The sequence below is a fragment of the Corynebacterium limaceinasi genome, from assembly GCF_046717465.1.
Taxonomy (GTDB): Bacteria; Actinomycetota; Actinomycetes; order Mycobacteriales; family Mycobacteriaceae; genus Corynebacterium.
Map to the genome: position 1 here is coordinate 2,009,657 of NZ_CP177100.1, position 15,203 is coordinate 2,024,859.

16 protein-coding genes and 1 tRNA gene are annotated in these 15,203 nt (G+C 62.5%); 4 read left to right on the forward strand and 13 right to left on the reverse strand.

Annotation, left to right across the window (positions count from 1 at the left end):
- Nucleotides 1-1,395 carry a peptide MFS transporter gene (locus ACLI1Q_RS09765; protein ID WP_284849545.1) on the forward strand — a complete coding sequence of 465 codons (1,395 nt, stop codon included), beginning with the start codon at nt 1-3 and terminating at the stop codon, nt 1,393-1,395.
- 4 nt (nt 1,396-1,399) lie between these two features.
- Here ACLI1Q_RS09765 and ACLI1Q_RS09770 read toward each other — a convergent pair whose 3' ends face one another.
- The 5 genes from ACLI1Q_RS09770 to pflB are packed head-to-tail and all read right to left on the reverse strand — an operon-like array spanning nt 1,400 to nt 6,846.
- Nucleotides 1,400-2,305, reverse strand: a complete 906-nt coding sequence (locus tag ACLI1Q_RS09770; protein WP_239269895.1) for an SPFH domain-containing protein — start codon at nt 2,303-2,305, stop codon at nt 1,400-1,402.
- Nucleotides 2,306-2,361: 56 nt separating this feature from the next.
- Complete coding sequence (locus ACLI1Q_RS09775) at nt 2,362-3,600, reverse strand: alpha/beta fold hydrolase (RefSeq protein WP_239269896.1); 1,239 nt, start codon at nt 3,598-3,600, stop codon at nt 2,362-2,364.
- An 11-nt stretch (nt 3,601-3,611) separates the two neighbouring features.
- Nucleotides 3,612-4,481 (reverse strand): pyruvate formate-lyase-activating protein, encoded by an 870-nt coding sequence (gene pflA, locus ACLI1Q_RS09780; protein WP_284849544.1) that lies wholly within the window; start codon nt 4,479-4,481, stop codon nt 3,612-3,614.
- Nucleotides 4,482-4,483: 2 nt separating this feature from the next.
- Nucleotides 4,484-4,735, reverse strand: coding sequence for an autonomous glycyl radical cofactor GrcA2 (grcA2, locus tag ACLI1Q_RS09785; protein WP_255716700.1), 252 nt, complete (start codon nt 4,733-4,735; stop codon nt 4,484-4,486).
- Between the two features lie 23 nt (nt 4,736-4,758).
- Nucleotides 4,759-6,846 carry a formate C-acetyltransferase gene (gene pflB / locus ACLI1Q_RS09790; RefSeq protein ID WP_255716699.1) on the reverse strand — a complete coding sequence of 696 codons (2,088 nt, stop codon included), beginning with the start codon at nt 6,844-6,846 and terminating at the stop codon, nt 4,759-4,761.
- Between the two features lie 311 nt (nt 6,847-7,157).
- Here pflB and ACLI1Q_RS09795 point away from each other — a divergent pair, with 311 nt between their 5' ends.
- Nucleotides 7,158-9,065, forward strand: a complete 1,908-nt coding sequence (locus ACLI1Q_RS09795) for a solute carrier family 23 protein (protein ID WP_126319689.1) — start codon at nt 7,158-7,160, stop codon at nt 9,063-9,065.
- 52 nt (nt 9,066-9,117) lie between these two features.
- Here the strand turns inward: ACLI1Q_RS09795 and ACLI1Q_RS09800 are convergent.
- A tRNA-Leu gene (locus tag ACLI1Q_RS09800) sits at nt 9,118-9,199 on the reverse strand.
- A gap of 96 nt (nt 9,200-9,295) precedes the next feature.
- Between ACLI1Q_RS09800 and ACLI1Q_RS09805 the strand changes: the two genes are divergently transcribed.
- Both ACLI1Q_RS09805 and ACLI1Q_RS09810 read left to right on the forward strand, forming a co-directional pair.
- Nucleotides 9,296-9,796, forward strand: coding sequence for a hypothetical protein (locus ACLI1Q_RS09805; RefSeq protein WP_411696978.1), 501 nt, complete (start codon nt 9,296-9,298; stop codon nt 9,794-9,796).
- 3 nt (nt 9,797-9,799) lie between these two features.
- Entirely contained in the window at nt 9,800-10,150 is a 351-nt protein-coding gene (locus ACLI1Q_RS09810) for a DUF3817 domain-containing protein (RefSeq protein WP_005277777.1), read from the forward strand.
- On the opposite strand, the gene rdgB is transcribed toward ACLI1Q_RS09810, so the two are convergent.
- The 7 genes from rdgB to ACLI1Q_RS09845 form a co-directional block, all read right to left on the reverse strand.
- Nucleotides 10,151-10,753, reverse strand: coding sequence for an RdgB/HAM1 family non-canonical purine NTP pyrophosphatase (gene rdgB, locus ACLI1Q_RS09815; RefSeq protein WP_239269899.1), 603 nt, complete (start codon nt 10,751-10,753; stop codon nt 10,151-10,153).
- Nucleotides 10,747-11,475, reverse strand: coding sequence for a ribonuclease PH (rph, locus tag ACLI1Q_RS09820; protein WP_005277773.1), 729 nt, complete (start codon nt 11,473-11,475; stop codon nt 10,747-10,749). Before rph ends, rdgB begins: the two co-directional genes overlap by 7 nt.
- A gap of 15 nt (nt 11,476-11,490) precedes the next feature.
- Nucleotides 11,491-12,252: an MBL fold metallo-hydrolase gene (locus ACLI1Q_RS09825; RefSeq protein WP_239269900.1), complete on the reverse strand. Its 762-nt coding sequence runs from the start codon at nt 12,250-12,252 to the stop codon at nt 11,491-11,493.
- Nucleotides 12,253-12,325: 73 nt separating this feature from the next.
- The gene (gene murI / locus ACLI1Q_RS09830) at nt 12,326-13,105 is read right to left on the reverse strand and encodes a glutamate racemase (protein WP_239269901.1); all 780 of its coding nucleotides are present in this window, start codon (nt 13,103-13,105) and stop codon (nt 12,326-12,328) included.
- Nucleotides 13,105-13,737, reverse strand: coding sequence for a rhomboid family intramembrane serine protease (locus tag ACLI1Q_RS09835; protein ID WP_239269902.1), 633 nt, complete (start codon nt 13,735-13,737; stop codon nt 13,105-13,107). Before ACLI1Q_RS09835 ends, murI begins: the two co-directional genes overlap by 1 nt.
- A gap of 13 nt (nt 13,738-13,750) precedes the next feature.
- Nucleotides 13,751-14,665, reverse strand: a complete 915-nt coding sequence (locus ACLI1Q_RS09840) for a P1 family peptidase (protein WP_239269903.1) — start codon at nt 14,663-14,665, stop codon at nt 13,751-13,753.
- Nucleotides 14,665-15,201 carry a DUF2017 domain-containing protein gene (locus ACLI1Q_RS09845; RefSeq protein ID WP_023029180.1) on the reverse strand — a complete coding sequence of 179 codons (537 nt, stop codon included), beginning with the start codon at nt 15,199-15,201 and terminating at the stop codon, nt 14,665-14,667. Before ACLI1Q_RS09845 ends, ACLI1Q_RS09840 begins: the two co-directional genes overlap by 1 nt.
- Nucleotides 15,202-15,203: the final 2 nt, after the last annotated feature.

Consider the following 15,203-nt stretch of genomic DNA (forward strand, 5'->3'; position numbering starts at 1 on the left):
ATGAAAGTTCTTGAACGGCGTTCAATTCGCCGCGTACCCGTGGTTTTGCCGGCGGTTGCGGGCATCGAAATGTGGGAGCGCTTCAGCTTTTATGGCATGCAAGCCATCCTCGCGTACTACCTCTACTCCACCTCCGGCGGGCTCGGCATGGAGCAAACGCAGGCCACCGCGCTCGTCGGCGCCTACGGCAGCCTGCTCTATCTTTTCACGTTTGTGGGCGGCTGGGTCAGCGACCGCCTCTTGGGCGCCGAGCGCACCTTGCTTACCGGCGCTGGGCTGTTGGTGTGCGGACACTTTGCCCTTTCGTTTATCCCCGGCACCGCTGGGCTCATCATCGGGCTCTTGCCGCTCGCGCTTGGCTCGGGGCTGCTCAAGACCGCCGCGATAACGATTCTGGGCGCCGCCTTCCCCGCCGAGGCCGGCGCGCGCGACGGGGCCTTTCAGATTTTCTACCTCGGCATCAATGTCGGCGCGCTTTTTGGCCCCATGTTGACAGGCTGGCTAGCCGAGGAATACGGCTACCACGCCGGATTCTTCGCCGCAGCGGTGCTCATGTGCTGCGGGTGTGCCACCTACGGCGCGCTGCGGAAAAAGATAGATGTGCCATCGCGCCCGCCTCACCCCACCCAGGCCCCAGGCAAGGCGGGGCTGGTCGCGCTGGCGGCGCTCCTAGCCGGCGTGCTGCTCATTATCACCGTTTCTCCAGCAACGCTGACGGTGCTGCTTCTTATCGCCACGGTGGCGGCCGCGGCGGGGCTTTTTGCCAGCATGCTGCGATCCCCGCAGATTAGCGCAGACGAGCGACGCCGCATCCTGGATTTTATTCCGCTTTTCGCTTGCTCAACGGCCTACTGGACCCTGCAACCGCAAATCTACGGAGTCCTCGCGGTCTACTCGGATCAGCGCCTCAACCGATCCATCGGGGGATTCGAAATCCCGCCGGCGTGGACGCAATCGCTCAACCCGCTATTCATCCTCCTGCTCTCGCTACCCTTGGCCGCGGGCATGACGCGCTGGGCCAACTCGCGGCGCGCGCTCATGGGTTGCGGCATCATCTTCGCCGGCGCAGGCATGTTCCTCCTACTGCCCTTTGTGGGAGGCGGGGAAAATTCCACGCCGTTCCTGGTGCTAGCGGGCACCATCTTGTTCATGTCGCTCGGCGAGCTCTTCATCGGCCCGGTGGGCATGGCCGCATCCGCCGCCCACGCCCCGCGGGCATATGCCACCCGCTTTTCCGCGCTGTACTTCCTCACCATGGCCATCGGCACCTCGCTGGCTGGTTCGATGTCGCAGCTGTACGACCCTACCTCGGCATCTGCCGAAACGACCTACCTCATCATCATAGGCGGCGTCCCCGTCCTCCTGGGGCTGGTCCTCCTCCTGCGGCGCAGGTAGGCTCCTATCGCCCGGCTGACTCATCCAGGGCGCGGTCCGCCATGAGCACGTCGCGCATGCCGCTGAACAGGTCGCCCATGCCCTGCGGATTGGACGGCATGTAGAGCACGGAGGCTCGGCCGTTATTCGAGACATCGACCATCGCGTCGAGGTACTGCGATACCAGCATGAGGACCTCGGGGGATTCCTGGACCCCGGCATCGCGCAGTAGCTCGTACTGCTGGGCGATGCCCTCTACAATCTCCTTGCGCTGCTCGGCAACACCCCTACCCTGCAGCTTCTTTGCCTCCGCGGCACCCTCGGCTTCTTTGACCACGCGGATTTTTTCCGCCTCCGCCTGGGCGATGGCCGCCTCGCGCTCGCGCTGCGCCGCGTTAATGGAGTTCATGGACTCGCGCACGCGGGAATCCGGGCGAATATCGGTTACCAGCGTATTGACGAAGTTCCAGCCGTATTCGGCCATATTATCCCGCAGCGAGGCCGCCACGTTCTGCGCGATGGTGTCCTTGGAGGAAAAAGACTCGTCCAAGCCCATATTCGCCACCGACGAGCGCACATTATCTTGCACATAGGCCACGATCTGCTGCTCGTGGTTGGAGAGCATATAAAAGGCCTCGCGCTCGCGGCCCTCTACGACCTCGTACTGCACCGCGACCGGGATTTGGACGAAGACATTATCCTTCGTCTTGGTTTCTACCATCACGTCTAGCTGGCGCACCTGCAGCGAAATCTTATCGCGCACGCGGTCGATCCAGGGCATCTTGAAGTGCAAGCCCGCGTGGGCGACCGTCTGGAATTTACCCAAACGCTCCAAGATGGCCGCCTCGCGGGTACGCACGATGTAATAGCCATCAAATACGGTGGCGAGAATCAGCAAGATGATGATACCGATGATGATTAAGCTCAACATTTCCTCTCCCTAACTACGTATGTGAAATTAATTTTCGCACAGGCGGAAAGCGTTCGCTAGTGGTCATCGATAAGCGCAAAGAGCTTGCCCATCACCTCCGCGCCGTTCTCGCCGATGCCATTGTGCTGGTACTCATTCGTCACCCACGGCCGCAGATCGCCCAAGTGCGCGGCGGTGGCCAAAGATTCCTCCAGGGGAACGAAGATATCGTCGAGGTAGATGGCGGCGGCGGTGGTGGGGGCATCGGCAAGCGCATAAGGCGCACTAAATTCCCGCTCCGCCAAGCCGTGCGCACCCTCCTTGAAGGCCTGCAGCGCCGGGTCCTCGTCGAACTGCCACGGGGAAATATGCTCGCCGGTCAGCCAGGTGCCGGACTCGGCAAACTCCGGGAACTCCTCGCGCACGCGGTGCGCCGACCACTGCGTCGACGCCTGCCCGCCGCTGCCGGCATAAATGGACTCGTGGATCGCCGCATAAAGCGGCGCCTCCGCAAAGCTCACGCGCTCGCCGATGCCCCACAGGAAATCATCCCGCAGCACCTTCTCTCCCCGCACGGTGCGGAAGGGCTCTTCCAGGAGGTAAGCCAGGCCGTCGAAGCCGGTGCCCCGCCCCAGATCGGTGCCGATGGTGCGAAAACGCAGCGAGGACAGCCGCTCGCCGGTGTGCAGGCGCTCGTCGGAATTATCGAGGTGGGCGATGATTTCCTCGATGCGGCGCTGCACCCAGGGGAACTCTCGGTAGAAGCGCTCCTGGCGGGCCTTGAGCTTGCTAAAAGTCGCGCGGTAAAGGTGATCCGCGCCCTGCAGCGTGGGGATGCCACCGGTGAAAAACGCGTGCTTGACGGACTCAGGAGCCTGAGACAGGTACGCAGTGATGCAAAAGCCGCCGAAGGATTGGCCGAACAGGGACCAGGTCTCAAGCCCCAGGTGTTCGCGGAGGCGCTCGGCATCGCGCACGATACTGTCCTGGTGCAATAAGGCCAGGTGCTCGGCGCTGCGCTCTTCTGCGGGGCTTAGCCTATCGATGCGGTGCGAGCGCCCCGTGCCGCGCTGATCGAGGAGGATGACGCGGTAGCGCTCGAGCGCCTTGCCGATAAGCCCCGTCGGTTTCACCGGCCGCGGGGCCGGAAAACCTGGGCCTCCCTGCAGGTACAGCAGCGCCGGCAAGTCCTCGCCGCCTGGCGGGATGATTTCGCGGGCATAGAGAGCAAAAGTCCCGCGCGGATTGTCATAATCCCACGGGACTTCCAGGGTGTGTTCAATAATATCGTGGCCGAAGCGGCGGTAGTGAGTCATGCCCACCCAGGTTAGTAAACCTCCAGACCCTTCGCGTGGAAAACGTCGCGGACTTTTTCCACGTCTTCCGGCTTTGGCGGCTTGGTATCTGCCAAGTGGTAGGTCATATCGAGCCCCTCCCACTTGTCCTTACCCATATTGTGGAAGGGCAAGACCTCGACGCGCTCCACATTGGACTTCCACCGCGCCACGATGGAGGCGACGTTTTCGACGTTCTCGGCCGAATCCGTCAGGCCCGGCACGACGACGAAGCGAATCCACACCGGCTTGCCTATCGCGTTGAGGCGGTCGCCAAAATCGAGCGTGGGCTGCAGCTGGCGCCTCGTTACGCGCTGATAGGTTTCCTCGTCGCCCGACTTCACGTCCAGCAGGACCAGGTCGATATTGTCTAGGTCCTCATCGCGCAGGCGCGAGCCCAAGAACCCAGAGGTATCGATTGTGGTGTGGATGCCGGCGTCGTGGACTTCCTTGAGCACACGCCGGGTAAACGCAATTTGGAAGAGGGGCTCACCACCGGAGATGGTCAGGCCGCCACCGGAAGCTTGGAAGATGGGCTTATAGCGCTTGATGCGTTTGACCACATCGTCGACCCGCTCCAAGGTGCCGGTCTTCATCTCCATGGTGTCCGGGTTATGGCAATACTGGCAGCGCAGGGGGCAGCCGGACATGAACATGGTCATGCGGGTGCCCGGGCCGTCGACGGCGGTTACCAGCTCCCAAGAGTGCACGAGGGCGATATCGCCGGTGCGGCGCGCCTCCATTAGCTCGGGGCGGGTAATCTCATCGAGTTCGTGGTCGGTTCCCAGGCCCGCGGCAACACCGCGAACGCGCTCGCCGGATTCCGGCGACAGGGTGACCACACCAGTAATGCCATCAGCCATGATTATGAACCCTGGTGGAAGGTGCGGGAGATGACGTCAAGCTGCTGCTCCTTGGTGAGCTTGACGAAGTTGACCGCATAGCCAGAGACGCGAACGGTGAGGTTCGGGTATTTCTCTGGGTGCTCGACGGCATCTTCCAGCGTGGACTTGTCCAGCACGTTGATATTGGCGTGGTACAGGCCAGAGTTCATCTTGTGCTCGTCGCGGCTGGCCTTCATGTCTGAAAGGCGTTCTGCAAAGGTTGGGGTTGCCATGATGGTTCTCCTTGTCGTGATTCTTATTGTTCCATGATGAAGCCGGCATCCAGCACGCCCACCAAGTTGGTGATGCGCTCTTCTGGGGTGCGGCCCAAACCGGACGGGGTGATGGTATTGGTCAGCGAGATGCCGTCCAGGGCATCCTTGTAATCCAACTTGCCCACCGACAGCATGGAGGCAACCATGCCGTGGTTATCCGCGCCGTTTTCGGGGTTAGCGCCCGGGGAGAAGGGGGTGCCGGCCTTGTGGCCCGACGGGAAGGAGCCTGTTGCCTTGCCGTAGACCACGTTGGAGGTAATGGTCAGCACGGACTGGGTGGGGATGGCATTGCGGTACATCGGGATGGCCTTAATTTTCTCCATCACGGTGTGCACGATGGTGGCGGCGATGTCATCAGCGCGGTCGTCGTCGTTGCCGTAGAACGGGAATTCGCCTTCGGTGATGTAATCCGTAATCAGGCCGGTCTCATCCCGGACCGGGGTGACCTTGGCGTACTTGATGGCGGATAGCGAATCGGCGACGATGGAAAGCCCCGCGATGCCGCAGCCCATGGAGCGGATGATATTGGAATCATGCAGCGCCATTTCCACGGCCTCGTAGGCGTACTTATCGTGCGAGTAGTGGATGATGTTTAGCGCCTCGACGTAGGTGCCAACCACCCAGTCCAGCATCTCCTCGTACTTTTGCCAGACCTCGTCGAAATCCAACGGGCCATCGCCTTGAATCGGCTCGTAGCCTTCAACGACTTGCTTGCCGGAGACCTCATCCCGGCCGCCGTTCATGGCGTAGAGCAGGGCCTTGGCGGCATTGACTCGGGCGCCGAAGAACTGCATCTGCTTGCCCACTTCCATCGGGGACACGCAGCAGGCAATCGCAGCGTCATCGCCCCACTCGTCGCGAATCTGGCGATCAGACTCGTACTGGATGGAGGAGGTTTCAATGGAGATGTGCGCGCAGAATTCCTTGTAGCCTGCAGGCAGCTCCGGATCCCAGAAAATGGTGATATTCGGCTCCGGTGATGGACCCAGGTTGATCAGGGTCTGCAGGAGGCGGAAGGAGGTCTTGGTGACCATGTGGCGGCCGTCGCTGCCGAAGCCGGCATCGGACCAGGTGGCCCAGTACGGATCGCCGGAGAAAATCTGGTCATAGTCGATGGTGCGCAGGAAGCGGACGATGCGCAGCTTCAGCACGAGCGCGTCGATGATTTCCTGTGCCTGTTCCTCGGTGATGATGCCAGCGGCCAAATCGCGCTCGAAGTAGCAGTCGAAGAATGCGGACAGGCGGCCGATGGACATGGCTGCGCCGTCCTGGGACTTGATGGAGGCGAGGTAGCCAAAGTAGGTCCACTGCACGGCCTCGTGGGCGGTGCGCGCCGGCTCGGAGATGTCAAAACCGTAGGACTCGGCCATCGCCTTGAGCTTCTTCAGGGCCTTGATCTGCTCGGAGTGCTCCTCGCGGTAGCGGGCCCAGTGCTCGGAAAAGCCGGCATCGGCAATGGCATCGCGGGCCTCAATCTTTTCCTGGATGAGATAGTCCACGCCGTACAGCGCCACGCGGCGGTAATCGCCGATGATGCGGCCGCGGCCATAGGCATCGGGCAGGCCGGTGATGATGTGTGATGAACGGGCGGCGCGGATGCGCGGGGTGTAGATATCGAAGACCGCATCATTGTGGGTCTTGCGGTAGCGGGTGAAGATCTTCTCCACCTCGGGATCAACCTCTTTGCCCGCCTCGCCGATGGCCTGCTTCACCATGCGCCAGCCGCCGAACGGCATCATGGCGCGCTTGAGCGGTGTATCGGTTTGCAGGCCGACGATGACGTCATCGTCTTCTGAGATGTAACCGGCCGGGAAGGCATCGATATCGGTCGGGGTGTGCGTATCGACATCGTAAATGCGCTTTTCGCGCTCGACTGACAGGTAGTCCTTTTCCAGGGTGTCCCACACGCGTAGCGTCTTATCGGTGGGGCCAGCGAGGAAGCTGGAGTCGCCGTTATAAGGCGTGTAATTGCGCTGGATGAAATCGCGGACGTTGATGCCCTCGGTCCAAGGGCCGGGCGCAAAACCTTCCCACCCTTGATACTGCTGGGGCTTAGTTGCGGTAGTCATAATTCCCTTCTTCTGGGTCAAATTTCCCGGGGCGCATGCCGCCTTTTTCTTCCCGCAGCATCAAGCCCCGTCACCTCTTAATTGTCGGCTCGATTCGCGAAATTAACAACCGTAAACTTCCCTTTGAGCACCAGTTATAAACCGGTCGTCATACTTTGCTGGTTACCCGATTCATATAAACCACCCGTACGTTTTTGTTCGGGGGCAATCTAGCCCCGATCGTGGCTTTGCTCACGTACACTTTGGCGCCGACCTGCGTGTACCTCTACTGTTAAGGCGGTCAGCTTCGCTTCCGTAACAAGGAGGACTTCGTGGCGTCCCAGCCCAAGCACCCCGTAGACATCGTTCCCCCCGCGCCGAAACTCGCCGCCCTTGGGCTGCAGCACGTCCTCGCGTTTTATGCCGGGGCGGTCATCGTCCCGCTGCTCATCGCCAGCTCGTTAAACCTGGACGCGGAAACTACCATCCACCTCATCAATGCAGACCTTTTGACCTGCGGCATTGCAACGATCATTCAGTCGGTGGGCATCGGCAAGCATATTGGCGTGCGCCTGCCCATCGTGCAGGGCGTGACGACGACGGCGGTATCGCCCATCATCGCGATTGGGCTGGGTGCCACCGACGGCGAGGGCGGGGTGGCATCGCTGCCCACGATTTACGGCGCCATCATCGTCGCGGGCCTTTTTACCTTCTTCGCCGCGCCGGTCTTTGGCAAGGTGCTGCGCTTCTTCCCGCCGGTGGTTACCGGTTCAGTGCTGCTGGTGATGGGTACCTCACTGCTGGCGGTATCGGCCAATGACTTTGTCAATTATGCCGAGGGTGTGCCGGCCACGCGCGATTTGCTCTATGGCTTTGGCACGCTCGCGGTCATCATTATGGTGCAGCGTTTTTCCTCCGGCTTCGTGGGCACGTTGGCGGTGCTCATCGGCTTGGTCCTGGGCACGGGCGTGGCGCTCGCGCTTGGCGATGCCTCCTTTAGCGAAGTCTCCTCCTCCCCCGCCCTCGGCATTACGACGCCGTTTTATTTCGGCATGCCGCAATTTGACCTCGTGGCGATCTTCTCGCTGATTATCGTCATGATCATCACGATGGTGGAAACGACCGGCGATGTGTTTGCCACCGGTGAAATCGTCAAAAAGCGCATCCGCCGCGATGACGTGGTGCGCGCCATCCGCGCCGATGGCGTTTCCACCCTAGTGGGCGGCGTCATGAATTCCTTCCCCTATACCTGCTTTGCGCAAAACGTGGGCCTGGTGCGCCTGACCAATGTGAAATCGCGCTGGGTGGCCGTAGCGGCTGCGGGGTTCATGATCGTGCTGGGCCTGTTGCCGAAGGCCGGCGCGGTGGTTGCCGCGATTCCGTCGCCGGTGCTCGGCGGCGCATCGCTCGCGCTTTTTGCCAACGTGGCGTGGGTGGGCCTGCAGACCATCGCAAAGTCGGATCTCAGCGATGGCCGCAACTCCGTCATCGTCACCTCCGCCCTGGGCCTGGCCATGCTGGTGACCTTCAAGCCGGAGGTTGCCACTGCCTTCCCGGAGTGGGCGCAGACCTTCGTCTCTTCTGGCATGTCCATCGGCGCGATTACCGCCATCCTGCTCAACTTGTTGTTCTTCCACACCGGCAGCGCGAGCGCACAGGTCTCGCGCGCCGATGGCAAGGGCGTGAGCCTCAACGAGCTGAACGAGGCCTCGCGCGAGGAGTTCACCGCCGCGCTGCGCCCGCTCTTTAATAATGAGACCTGGCCGCTGGATCTGGCCTGGCAGTCCCGGCCGTTTAGCGATGTCAACGAGCTGCGCGCCGCCATCCAGGTTGCCGTGCTGACCGCGGATGCTGAACGCCGCGATGCGCTCATCCACGACTACCCCGCGATGGACGAGCTGCTTTTGGCCTCGGCCGATGAGGCGGCGAATATTTCCGCCGACCGCGGCTCGCTGGGACTCAGCGAGCTTGACGACGTGCAAACCGAGCGCATTACCGAGCTGTCCGCCGCCTACCGCGAGCGCTTTGGCATGCCGTTTGTGGCTTATTTGGATACCAATGACACGGTGGAGCGCGTCATCGATGCCGGCGTGCGGCGCCTGGCCAATTCCGATGCGCAGGAATACCGCATTGCTCTCAGCGAAATCGTTGAGATCGCTAATGACCGCTTCGATATCCTGCTTGCCGATGCCAACCCCGTCCGCTCCTCCTGGGACCGCAAGTTCACCGAGGTGGACTAAGATCCGCAAAAGCACCGCAGTTCTTCAAGCAAGTACTGCGGTGCTTTTCTTGTGCGCCCGGTGAGACTTGAACTCACACGTCATAAGACACTAGAACCTAAATCTAGCGCGTCTGCCAATTCCGCCACGGGCGCGAGCAACGTTGAATAGTGTACACGGCGGGCTGATAAACAAGAAACCAGGGGCATTCCGTATTGCGGCGGTGGATAGGTAGGCTGGGTGGGGTGAGTATGCACGAGGATCAGAAGAAACGGCGCGTGAAGGTGCGGTGGTGGCACATCGCCCTCGTCATATTTTTCGTGGTGCTTTTCCTCTTCCTCGCCTATTGGCAGTGGACGCGCTTCCGCTCCGGCTCGGGCACCTTCCAAAACTTGGGCTACGCCTTCCAGTGGCCGCTTTTTGCCGTGTTCGTGATCTATGCTTATCGCACCACGCTGCGCTATGAAAATGAGCGCCTCGCCGCGGAAAACGAAGCCCGCGAGATGGATTCGCTGCAGGCCTCAGGAAACGCCTCTGAAAATGTCGGCGAAACCGCCGACGGAATAACAAATTCGACCGTTGGTTCTGAGGTGAGGGACTCGGCGGAGAAAACCGCCATCGATGAGGATTTCTTGCCGCAGCGCCCGCAGCTGAATGTGGAAGAGTTTAATGCGTTGAATCAGCCTCGGCGCCGCCGCGGTTCCCCCGCAGAGGGACGCGACGAAGGCACAACAGATAAAAGGAGAAAGTAAATCATGACAAACCAGGTACACCCAGACCGCAAGGCGCGCATCCGCGGCCCGCTGAAGTTCTTTTCCATCGCGGCCACGGTGACCGGTATCTTCCTGATCATCCTGGTCATCCGCATGTTCTTCCAATACGTCATGGGAGCAGAGATCCCGGAATGGGCGACCTATATCGCCATCGTGCACGGCATCGCGTACATGACCTACCTGCTGTCCATCCTGATTCTGGGCCCGCGCGCGCTGTGGCCCGCCGGCAAGCTGATTACCACCGCGCTCGCCGGCGTGGTGCCCTTCCTGTCCTTCTGGATGGAGCACAAGCGCCGCAAGGAAATCGAGGAGCAATTCCAGCTCAACGCCTAATTAGCCGGCCAGCTCCGCGATGAACGGGGCTAGCTGGGAAAGGGCGCGGCCGCGGTGCGAGACCGCGTTCTTTTCCGCAGGCGACATTTCCGCCGCAGAACGCGACTCGCCTTCTGGTTGGAAGAGTGGGTCGTAGCCAAAACCATTAGCGCCGCGCGGCTCGCGCAAAAGCTTGCCCTCCCAGCGGCCCTCGGCCACGCGCTCTGTGCCTTCGGGGGTCACGAGGGCGCACACGGAGACGAAGGCAGCGGCGCGCCGATCATCCGGCACATCCGCCATCTGCGCCAAGACTAGGTCATTATTAGCCTGGTCGTTGCCGTGTTCGCCGGACCAGCGGGCCGAGAGCACGCCGGGCATGCCGTTGAGTTCCTCGATGGCCAGCCCAGAATCATCCGCGATGGTCACCAGACCCGTGGCGGAGGCGCCGGCACGGGCCTTGATGAGCGCGTTATCGGCAAAGGTGCGGCCGTCCTCGACGGGCTCTGGGTAGGGTTCGACCTCGGAAAGCAGGCGCAGCTCCACGCCCTCGATGCCGGCCTCGGACAGGATGCGATCGAGCTCGGCCAGCTTCTTCGGATTGCCGGATGCGACGAGGATTACCATCCCAGCGCCGCTTTCTGCGCCGCGATGAGCTCGCTGCAGCCCTTCTGGGCCACATCCAGCATGCCGTTGAGCTGCTCGCGGCCAAAGAGGCCGTGCTCGCCGGTGCCCTGGATTTCTACAAAGTCGCCGGATTCCTGCATCACCACGTTGAGGTCCACCTCGGCGCGGGAATCTTCCTCATAGGGCAAATCCAGACAGATTTCGCCGTCGATGATGCCCACGGACACCGCGGCGATGGGATCGAGCAGCGGCTCGCCGGGGACGACGCCTTCGGACTTGAGGTGGGCGATGGCATCGGCAAGCGCAACGTAGGCGCCCGTGATGGAGGCGGTGCGGGTGCCGCCATCGGCCTGCAGCACGTCGCAGTCGAGCTGGATGGTGTTTTCGCCCAGCTCCTCCAAGTCCACGGCGGCGCGCAGGGAGCGGCCGACTAGGCGGGAAATCTCGTGGGTGCGGCCCTTGACCTTGCCGCGCATGGACTCGCGCGGCATACGGTCGTGGGTGGCGGATGGCAGCATGGCGTACTCGGCGGTTAGCCAGCCCTCGCCGGAATCGCGCTTGAAACGCGGCACCCCGAGTTCGACGGAGGCGGTGCACATCACGCGGGTATTGCCAAATTCCACCAAGACGGATCCGGCCGGGTTGGTGGTGAAATTGCGGGTAATGCGGACGCTGCGCATTTGGTCGAGCGCGCGCCCATCGGCACGAGTAAATTCAGTCATGCCCTCCAGCGTAACTTAGAACTGCATGCCCGCAGTACCCAGCACGATCTCGCCGTCGAATTCCTCCCGCGCCGCCGCCACGGTGGCCTTAGCATCGCCCCAGGGCTGGATGTGGATCAACACCAGCGTGCCAACGCCCGCTTCCCGCGCCGCGCGCCCCGCTTCCGCGCCCGACATGTGCATGCCGGGTGCCATGCCCTCGGAGGAAGCACCCCAGGTGGCCTCGCAGAGGAAGAGATCGGCGCCCCGGGCGGCATCGACAAGCGCAGGCGTATAAGACGTATCGCCGGAATAGGTAATGGTCTGGCCGGTCTTGGCGTGCTCGATGCGCAGCGCATAGGCCTCTACCGGGTGGTTGACGGGGAAGGGGGTGATAAAGACGTCATCGACAAGCTGGCGCTCCCCCGCCACCCACGGGCTAAACGCCAAGGTATCGGACATATCGTCGATCCCATTTACCTCGTCGGAGGACAGGCGGCCCAAGTGCGTCGGCGTGGCAGACGGGCCGAAGCAGAAGTTGCGCGAGGCTGCCGGGGCGGTGGGATGGAAGCGGCGCCACACCATGAGGGAGGGAAAATCCGCGCAGTGATCCGCGTGCAGGTGGCTAAAGGCTACGTGGGCATCGCACGGATCCTGCAGTTGAGCTAGCTGGCCCAGCGTGCCCGAGCCCATATCCAGGATGATGGACGGTGCATTGTCGAAGGACACGACATAGCCGGAGGCAGGATTGTCTGCGGTGGGTACGCTACCGGAGCAGCCTAGGATGGTCAGCTTCATGGAACCAATAGTTCCATGAATCCGGACCGAATGCTGGTACCGCGCGCAAAAAGGGGGAGGAAATTCGGCTGTCTTAGCCGATCTGCGGGCCCAAAAAGCGCGTGGCCAGCTGGGCGAAGACCTCTGGATCGCCGGTGGATTCGAAGGAATGGACCGGCTGGTTGCCCTCGGGGGCGAGCATGTCCGTTTCCGTAAGAAGGCGCATGACGTCCTTCGTGGTCTCCTCTGAGGAGGCCACCAGGGACACGTTTTCGCCCATGGCGAGCTGGATGATACCGGTAAGCAGCGGGTAGTGCGTGCATCCCAGCACCAAGGTGTCCACGCCCTGGGCCTGCAGGGGCGCAAGGTACCCCTCGGCGACGCCGAGGATTTGGCGGCCTGCCGTAATCCCGCGCTCGACAAAGGGCACGAAGTCCGGACAGGCGGCGGCTACCGCCTCAACATTGGGGTTAACCGCGAAAAGGTCCTGGTACGCGCCGGATTTGATGGTGCCCTCAGTGCCGATAACGCCAATCTTGCCATTGCGCGTGGTGGACATGGCGCGGCGCACGGCCGGGTGGATGACCTCCACGATGGGGATATCGTAGCGCTCGCGGGCATCGTGCAGGAAGGCTGCGGTGGCGGTATTGCAGGCTATGACGAGCATCTTGCAGCCACGCTCTACCAGCTTATCGGCAATATCCTGGGAAAAGGCCCGCACCTGCGAGATGGGCCGCGGCCCGTAGGGGCCGTGGGCGGTATCGCCCATATAAATAACGGATTCTTGCGGCAGCTGCTCCATCACCGCGCGGGCCACGGTCAGCCCGCCGACGCCCGAGTCAAAGATGCCGATGGGAGACGATGCGTTAGGCATTATTTCCTCCCTGCCTTTGCCGGATCATCGGAGGTGATGAACATACCGGCCAGTACGCCGCCCAGGGCGCCGAAGAGGTGGCCTTGCCAGCTAATACCCTCGGCGACGGGCAGCACGCCCCAAATCAGTCCGGAATAGGAAAAGCCCAGGATAATGCCCAAAATGATCTGCAGCAGGGAGCGATTGAAGACGCCGCGCACCACGAGGTAGGCCAGCCAACCATAGACCAGCCCGGACGCGCCGATATGCGAGGTACCGGCCCCGCCCAAGAACCACGTTCCAAGGCCCGCTACCACGGTGGTGATCAAGGTGACCTCCCACCACACCCTGCGCCCGGACAAGCCAATGAGGAAGCAAAACAGGGCACCCGGCAACGAGTTGGACATCAAGTGCTCCAGGCTGCCGTGCAAGAGCGGCGCCGTGATAATGCCCCACAGGCCATCCACGTCGAGCGGGCGGATGCCGTAATTGGACAGCCCGCCGCCGAAGACGACGGCGTTGATGAGGTGGACCGACCACTCCACTGCGAGGAACCCCAGGGCCAAGGATAGGCCGGTGCTGATGCGGCCACGGCCGCGGTTGTTCGTGCTGGTCGACGCCAGCTGATTACGTGAAGTTCCACCCATAGTCATAATGGGCAATATCTTAGCCGAGCAAGTCGCGATACGCGCGAAGCCCCAGGCCAGGGCGTGCGGCGGTGACCGCGGTGACGATGGCCTCCTCCACCACGTCGGCTGCCGCAGCGCACAGCTGGATCTTGTCCACCTCGGCGGGTTCCTGCGCCGTCGACAAGGCGAAAATGGTATCTCCGTCCAGCGGCGAATGCGCGGGCCGAACGGCGCGCGCAATCCCGTCGTGGGCCGTCATGGCGAGGCGTTGGGCTTGGGCGGTGGTAACGGGGGCATCGGTAAGCACCGCGCCAATCGTCGTATTCAGCTTCGCGGCAGCGTGCGGCAGGTCGCGGTAGGCGTCCGCGTTGACCGGCGTGCGGCCCGGCGCGCCGTAGAGGCGGCCGGAGTGCGGGTCGATGACCTCGCCCACGGGATTGGCCACCATCGCGGCGCTGACCTCGTAGTTTCCCACCTTGCGGGTGGCCAGGCCGAAGCCGCCGCGCAGCTTGCCCGCCGTAGCGCCCACGCCCGCGCCGACCGTGCCCACCGTGTCGTCGTGGCCGGCCATTGCCGCCCGCAGCGCCGCCGCGCCATCCTCCGGCCCAGGGCGAGAAGGGCCCGCCAGCAGATCGAAAATCACCGCCGCCGGCACAATGGGCACGCGCGGGCCGGGCTTGTCCTCGCCAAAGACGGGGAAACCCACCCCGTGCGCTTCCAATTCGCGCATGACGCCATCCGCGGCGGCCAAGCCAAAGGCGGACCCACCCGCAAGCACGATCGCATGGACGCGCTCGACGGTATTGTGCGGCTGCAACAGATCGGTCTCGCGCGTACCGGGCCCGCCGCCGCGCACATCCACGCTGGCTAGCGCGCCCTTCGGGCCGCAGTAGAGCACGGTGGCACCAGTGTCCTCGGCGGAAAAATGGCCAATGCTAATGCCGTCAATCATTAATCCATCAACACTTCCAGCAGGGAATCCTGGCAATAGGCCAGCCATTCCACCAAGGTATCGCGGTCCGTCATGAGGTTTTCGTCGGTCGCGTCCCCAGCCGCGACGTATAAGCGCAGATCATTGAGCCCCGCCACGAAGGCTTGGGCTTCCTGCTCCGAAATGGAGACCTCTACCCCGCCGGTGGGGCCCAGCGCATTGCCGATGACCTGCAGGTTCTGCAGCTTCGCCCGCGCGATGTCGTTTTCGTGCAGCGAGCGCAAGAGGGAGGCGTCGCCGTCGTATTCCTCATCGCCGGGCTTTTGGAAGTCCGGGAACAGCCGCGCCAGGGAGGGATCCTCGGGGGCCTCGGTATGGCCGGTGGGCATGTCCAGCATTTCCGCGAGCTCATCCTTCGGCGCGGACTGGGCGCGGCCGATGATCGCCTCAGAGACGGTGGCGGTGAGGTTGCCGATGACTTCGCGCTCCATGGGCTCGAATACCGCCGTGATTTTGGACCCGCGCATGAGCGATTTCTTCTTTTTCCACGGTTGCATCT